This window comes from Methanobrevibacter wolinii SH (genome assembly GCF_000621965.1).
Classification (GTDB): Archaea; Methanobacteriota; Methanobacteria; order Methanobacteriales; family Methanobacteriaceae; genus Methanarmilla; species Methanarmilla wolinii.
Window position 1 is genome coordinate 38731 of record NZ_KK211380.1, and the last position, 7649, is coordinate 46379.

The window sequence follows — 7649 nt, forward strand, 5'->3', positions numbered from 1 at the left end:
ATTGTTTTATTTTTAGTTACTGAGCTTTTTTTATTTTTATTTTTATTTAATGAGCTTTTATTTTATGATTACTCATTTTAAAGTGTTTTTGTCTTTTTAAAAATTATATATTCTCTAAAACATTTTAATCTTTAAAATTAATAGATTTATTTAAATAATTAAAATATTTTTTTAAGAAAACTTGTTTTTTATTAATATTTAAAAATTATAAATATCATATTGCTTAATATAATATTAATTTAAAAATGACTTTTATTTTTATAAATTTTTTAAGAGGTATTAAATTGGAAAATTATGATGTTATTATTGTTGGTGGAGGTCCTGCAGGTCTTACAGCAGGAATTTATACAGGTCGTCAAAATTTAAAAACCTTAATTCTTGATAAAGAATTAGCAGGTGGTCAAGCTAGAGAAGTTCCAGTAATTGATAATTATCCTGGTTTTTCAATGGTAAGTGGATTAGAAATAATTGAAAAAACCAAGTCACAAACATCAAAGTATGCTGATATTCATGAATTTGAAGAAGTACTTGATGTATTTAATGAAAATCATTCTTTTATTGTTAAAACTTCAAAAGGAGAATATACATCAAAGGCTATTATTTTAACAACTGGTTCAAGACATAGACAACTTGATGTTAAAGGTGAAAATGAACATTTAGGTAAAGGTGTATCTTATTGTGCTACTTGTGATGGAATGTTTTTTAAAGGAAAAGATATACTTGTTGTAGGTGGTGGAAATACTGCAGCAATTGATGCAATATATCTTAAAGATCTTGGATGTAATGTTACATTAGTTCATAGACGAGATAGATTAAGATGTCAAAAATATTTAGAAGATCAACTTATAGAATCTAAGATTCCTATTATATGGAATACTACTGTAGAAGCAATTGAAGGAGAACCACTTGTAAGTAATGTTAAATTATTAAATAAAGATGGTACTAAATCTGAAATTTCAGTAAATGGGGTCTTTATTGCAGTAGGTGATATTCCACATAATAAAATTGCAGAGAAATTGAATCTTAAACTTAGTGATGATGGAAGTATTTTATGTGATAAATATCAGAGAACTGGTTTATGTAATGTTTATGCTGCAGGTGATGTTACTGGTGGATTAAAACAGTGGATTGTAGCTTGTGGTGAAGGTGCAGTTGCTGCAATAAGTGCTTATGAAGATATTATTAAAAATTCATAAGCTTTTTTCTAAATTATTTACAATATTTCAATTTTCTATTTATTTTACTATTTTTTAGAATTATTGATTATTTTTTAATTTTTTTAAGTTTAATATTTTTAGTGTTTTTTATAAAATCTATTTTTTATTTTTTTAATTTTTTTAATATTTTGATGTTTTTTTAAGCTTAATTTTTAGTGTTTTTTATAAAATCCATTTTTTTATATTCTAATTATTTAGTATTTTGATGTTTTTTATGGAATTTAGTTTTCAAATATTAATTATTATAGAAAAATAGATTCAAGAGACTTTAAATTTTAATATATACTTTTTATTAAATAATTACTTTAACAATTATTTTTATAAACTTTAAAGATTAAAATTAAATTAATGATAATTCTTAAGAAAAAGAAAAAATTGTGGGAAATGTATCCTATTGGTTCACCTAAAGGTGCATTAAATACTCAAAGAGTACCAAGTTTTGTAGCTACATTAAAATTTAAAAAAGATGAAAAAGGAAAAATAGAACTTAATAGATTCATTGTTAATCTTAATATTGAAGAAAATTCATCTTTATATGAAAAATTTTATCCTCCACAAGAAGCAATTAAAATACTTAGAAGTCAAATAGTATTTTTAGCTAATCATGATGAAGAATTTGAAGAATTTTTAGATTCTTTAAATATTAAATATAGGTTTACAAGAATATGTGATTACTGTGTCCTTGAAAATAAGATTACTATTATTAATTCTGAGTATTCCTATAAATATCATAATCAATTACTATGTAAAGATTGTGCAGAAAACACTATTAAAGAACAGCTTAAATTAAGAGGTTATGATAAAAGAGTATTTAGGAATTTTAAAAGGATTCTAGATAAAACAGGAAATCTTGAGATTATTATGGATATGTTATCTCCTAAATTTGATCCTATAAGTCATCCAGATTTAACTCTTTTTGATAAGGTTAAAGTAGATAATAGTAAAAAAATTCCACTTATTGATATGAGGAGACTTAAAGTTAATAAAAAATTTAAGGATATTCTTATTTCTCATGGTAATACTAAACTTTTACCTGTTCAAATACTTGCAATTAAAGAAGGTTTATTAAGAAATGAAAATATACTTGCAGTATCTGCAACAGGAAGTGGTAAAACATTAGTTGGTGAACTTGCAGGTGTTCCAAAAGCTTTAAAAGGTCAAAAATTTGTATTTTTAACACCTCTTGTTGCTCTTGCAAATCAGAAATATAGGGATTTTAAAGAAAAATATAAAGATTTAAATCTTAAAGTTTCTATTAAAGTTGGTAAAAATCGTGTTAAAGCTAAAGGTGAATTAAGACTTCCTGATAAAAGTATATATGATTCTGATATTGTTGTAGGTACATATGAAGCTTTAGATTATATGATTAGAAGTGGAAATTATGAGGATTTAAATAATCTTGGGGTTGTTTTAATTGATGAAATCCATATGTTAGATGATGAAGATAGAGGTACTCGTCTTAATGGATTAATTAAAAGATTATCTAAAATTTTTCCAAGTGCACAACTTATTGGTCTTTCAGCTACTATTAAGAATCCAGAATATTTAGCAGATAAATTCAATATGAATCTTGTTAAATATGAAAATAGGCCAGTTCCTCTTGAAAGACATATTAGTTTTGTAAGGAATGAATCTCAAAAAAGAGAGATTATGAGAAAACTTATTATTCAAGAAAATCATACAGTTTCATCTAAAGGATATAAAGGACAAACCATCATATTTACTAATTCAAGACGTAAAACAACTCAGATTGCAAGTTTCTTACTTGATAAAGGTATTAAAGCTGCAGCATATCATGCAGGTTTATCTTATTCTAAAAAAGCTAAGATTGAAAAAAGATTTGATGAAGGTAAATTAGAAGCTGTTGTTACAACTGCAGCTCTTGCAGCAGGTGTTGATTTTCCTGCAAGTCAAGTAATATTTGATACTTTATTAATGGGTAATAAATGGATTAGACCTAATGAATTTTCACAGATGTTAGGACGTGCTGGTCGTCCATCATACCATGATAGAGGAATAGTATATCTTTTACCTGAAATAGGTAAAGAATTTGATACTGACACAGAAGAAGCAATGGCTTTAAATCTTCTTGAAAGTGATACTGAAGATGTTGAAATTATTTATGATGAAGAACAATTGAAAGAGCAAATACTTGCAGATATATCTTCTGGTGCTGTAAATACTATGACAGATCTTGAAGAGTTCTATGAAAATACTGAAATTCCATCTGATACTAGATATATAACACGTAAATTAATTGATGATGGATTTATTGAATATAAAAAAGGAATACTTGAAGCAACTAGGTATGGTCGAGCTGTAACAATGAGTTTCTTATCAATTGAGAAAGCTCAATTTATTAAAGATTCCATTTTTAACTCAAATTACTTTAAAGATTCAGATTATATTATGAATAATATTCCTAATATTTTAAATCCACAAAGTGAATATTATAATGATTTAGTTCATAAATCTAAGAATAAATCTAAAAATCTTAAAAAGACTAATAAAAAAGTTACAAATAATGTATTTAAATTTATAAGCCGTAAAGAACTTAATCAACTTAAAGTTAAAACAATTGCTATGGATTTAGAATTATTTGCTAATGCTTATCTTTCACCATCTGTTCATAATCAAATAGCAAATAAATTAAAAATGAATGTTTCCTCAAGATTATTTGCAGAGTCTACACTGGATATTATATCATCTGGAGATGTTATAAACAAGTTAGATAGTAAATTCCAAGATGCATTAATTAGAATTCAAGTTGATTTCTTAAGATGTGATTGTATTGATAAACCTTTCTGTGATTGCTTACAAAGAGGTATATCCTATCTTATTATAAATGAAAGATTAAATGGTGAAGATCCAATTAATATATCTAAAACATTATTTAATAACTATCAAATACATACTTATCCTGGAGATATTTTTTCATGGTTAGATAATTATATTAAAAGTTTAGATGCTGTTAAAAGAGTAGCTTATGCATTTGATATGAATAAATTATATAAACAAGCAGAATATCTTATTCGTGAAATTGAAAATCCACATAAATCTAAAAAAGATAAAATTAAAGTTAAATCAAAAAATAATCTAAAGCAAAAATCTAAAAAGAACAATAATAAGAATAATAAACATAAAAATTCATCTAAGAATAATAATAAAAATCATAAATCAATTAAAGTAAACTCTAATAAATCTTCAAAAGATAGAAAAAAATCTAAAAATAATAATAAGAATCATAAACAGAAGAATAATAAGAATAAGAAATCTAATAAAGTAAATAAGCATAGTAAAAGTCATAAGTCTAATAAGAAATCTAATAAAGAAAATAATAATCATGATTTGAATAAACATAAAAATAATAAGAAATCTAATAAAGAGAATAATCATAGTAAAAGTCATCAGTCTAATAAACAGAATAATAAATCAAATAATCAGAAAAACAATAAAAATAATAATTTTAAAAAGAATAAAAAATCTAAACATATTATTAATGATATGAAAAATGGTAATTCTAATGTTATCATTGATTTTAAATCATAATAATATTTTTTTATAATGGGTATTCTTCTTTTTCAGTATTTTTTATTAATACTCTTCTTTTTTTTACTGTTTTTTATTAATATCTTTTTTTATGCTACTTTATTAGATTTGAAATATATAAAATAAGTATTTTAAAAATAATATTGATTTATATTTTTAGTTTTGTGTATTTTACAAAAAATATTTTAATAATTAAAAGCATAAATTAATAATGCAATTGCCCAAACAAATTAAATTCTACTTAATAACTTTAAGTAACAATCCGTATTATTTAATTGTATTGGAAATATTAGCTTAAAAGTTATATGATTCTAGAAATTAGTTAATCTAAATTGTAGATTTTGATTTATATTTCATTATTAGATGTTTTTAAAGTTTTCAGGATTTTTAAATATTTTAATGTATACTATCTTAATTAGAATATAAAAAGTATATATTTTTATAGTTGATTTAATTGTAGTTTAAAGGTTGAATATATGATAATTATCTAGGTTATTAGAAATTATTCTTAGAAAGATTGATAAAAACACTTTTTAATTTTTTATAGATAATATATATTTTTCTCTTAAGATTTTAAGACATTTAATTTGTGAAGTTTAGTCTATCTATTATTTAGATTCATTCTAGAATTATTATTTTATTTAAAAATGCTTTTTTAAAATAAGTTATTTATCTTTAAGAAAATACTACTTATTCTTAAAGATAAAAATTTTAAAACTTTTTCATGTCTTATAATTATTTTTTGGAATTATTTAGGATTATGAAGTTAAGTCTATATAAAAAATGAGTATTATTATTTTAAATTATTAATATCTTCTTATTTTATTAAAAAATATATTATACTTCTAAATATTTTTTACCTACAGATTTAATTTTTATTTCATTTTGAAATTTTTCATTAATATTTTCAATTATTTTCTGATTATTAGATGCAATATAATACTTTACTTTAGAATCATATTCTTTTTTAATTGTTTTAAGATTTGATTTTCTAATGATACCATCAATATTTTTAATGTATTTATAATCAAATATAAATTCATATATTTCAAATTCTTTCATTTCAACTATTTCTGCAATATTTATTGCTTCAAGTACTGAATGAGAGTATGCTCTTACAAGACCTCCAGCACCTAATTTTATTCCACCAAAATATCTTGTTACTATTGCAACAATATTTTCTAGATTATTTTTTTCAAGAACATTAATCATTGGTTTTCCTGCAGTTCCACTAGGTTCACCATTATCATCATAGCCTTGTGAATCACTTACAATATATGCTGTACAATTGTGTGTTGCATCATTATATCTATCTGAAACTTCTTCAATTATTTTTTTAGCTTCTTTTTTGTTTTGAGCAGGATATAATCTTGCAGTAAATATTGATTTTTTAATTTTTACTGTAGATTCAACACTTTTCTTTATTGTTTTCATTTTAATCAATTTTAAAATTAATTTTTTTTTAAGTTTTCTAGATTTATAAATTTAAAAATTAATGGATTTTAAAGTATTAAAATTTTTAAATAAAACATATTTTTAATAAGGTCTAAATTTTATTTTAATATTAAATAGAATTTTAATTTTTTATATTTATATTCTTTAAATTTTAATTTAGTTCTTATAATTTCTTAAATTATATATTTATAGATATATTTATATATTTTATATTAAATATAATTATTTAAGTTATATTTAGTTAAATATACTAATATTTTTCATTATAAGAAAATATGATTTTAACTGAATATACATAATTTAATATAATATTTATTAGGAGAATTTTTATGGCTGATAAAAAAGCAGTTGTTTTAGTTTTATTTATTGTTGCAATTGTTGCTTGTGGTGTAGGTAATGTTGCAGGAATGATGACTGGACATATTAATTTAAAATTACCTGATTTTGGAAATAATATTACTAATGATACAATGAATAATACAACAAATAATACTACTGATAATCCAATTGATACTATAAGTCAAGATAGTTCTAGTGGATCTGATTATTCAGCTCCTTCTGATTCTGGTTCAAGTAGTAATAGTGGTAACGATCAGTCATCAAGTTCTAGTTCAAATTCAAATAATCAGCATTCTAGTTCATCTAATACTGGTTCTTCTGGTAGTGGATCTAGTTCTTCTAGTACTGGTTCTTCTGGTAGTGGATCTAGTTCTTCTAGTACTGGTTCTTCTGGTAGTGGATCTAGTAGTGGTTCATCTAGGTAGTTCTTCTAGTGCTGCAGGTTCACCTAATGGATCAAGATAATAAATATTTAGAGAATATAATTAGGAGGTGTAATTATTCCTGAAAAGAAAGATATTGAAAATATGATTAAATCTTTACAAGAAGATTATGAAGCAGGTTTAATATCTGATGATAAATATAAAGAACTTTATAATAGGTATCAAAAGGTTTTAAGAAATATTAATAATGCAGATAAAAAAATTATATCTAAATCAGAGCCTTCTAATGATAAACCTAAAGGTTCTGTTAAATCAAAAGATGTAGATAATAAATTTGAAAATGAAGATGCATCTGAAAAACCAATTAAAGAAAGTTTTGAAGATGATAAATCTTTATATAGAGGTAATTCATCTAAAAAACCAATAAATAATTTTAATATTGATGATTTAACTGATGATTCAAATAATGATAAACCTGAATTTGAACAAGATACTTTATCTAAATATCAAAATCAAATTATTGCAATATTAAGTGTAATCTTAATAATCTTTATTATTTTAACTATTTACATTTTCATTAAAATGTAAATATATCTTTTTTAGCTATTTTTATATAATTTAACTTTCTTGAAATTCACTATTTTTTTAAAAAACTTTTTATATTAACTTTCTTGAGATTTTTATAATTTTTAGAGTATATTTTTTT

General features: G+C 22.4%; 5 protein-coding genes. 4 read left to right on the forward strand and 1 reads right to left on the reverse strand.

Annotated elements, in window-relative coordinates:
* Positions 1 to 284: 284 nt before the first annotated feature.
* Both T523_RS08605 and T523_RS08610 read left to right on the forward strand, forming a co-directional pair.
* Complete coding sequence (locus T523_RS08605; RefSeq protein WP_042708580.1) at positions 285 to 1196, forward strand: NAD(P)/FAD-dependent oxidoreductase; 912 nt, start codon at positions 285 to 287, stop codon at positions 1194 to 1196.
* A 369-nt stretch (positions 1197 to 1565) separates the two neighbouring features.
* On the forward strand, positions 1566 to 4766 hold the full coding sequence (locus tag T523_RS08610; RefSeq protein ID WP_084486476.1) for a DUF5814 domain-containing protein: 3201 nt from the start codon (positions 1566 to 1568) through the stop codon (positions 4764 to 4766).
* Positions 4767 to 5603: 837 nt separating this feature from the next.
* On the opposite strand, the gene T523_RS08615 is transcribed toward T523_RS08610, so the two are convergent.
* Positions 5604 to 6200 (reverse strand): YigZ family protein, encoded by a 597-nt coding sequence (locus T523_RS08615; protein WP_042708581.1) that lies wholly within the window; start codon positions 6198 to 6200, stop codon positions 5604 to 5606.
* A gap of 350 nt (positions 6201 to 6550) precedes the next feature.
* Between T523_RS08615 and T523_RS08620 the strand changes: the two genes are divergently transcribed.
* Positions 6551 to 6985 carry a hypothetical protein gene (locus T523_RS08620; protein ID WP_052334713.1) on the forward strand — a complete coding sequence of 145 codons (435 nt, stop codon included), beginning with the start codon at positions 6551 to 6553 and terminating at the stop codon, positions 6983 to 6985.
* A gap of 102 nt (positions 6986 to 7087) precedes the next feature.
* Positions 7088 to 7531 carry a hypothetical protein gene (locus T523_RS08625; RefSeq protein WP_042708582.1) on the forward strand — a complete coding sequence of 148 codons (444 nt, stop codon included), beginning with the start codon at positions 7088 to 7090 and terminating at the stop codon, positions 7529 to 7531.
* Positions 7532 to 7649 lie beyond the last annotated feature (118 nt).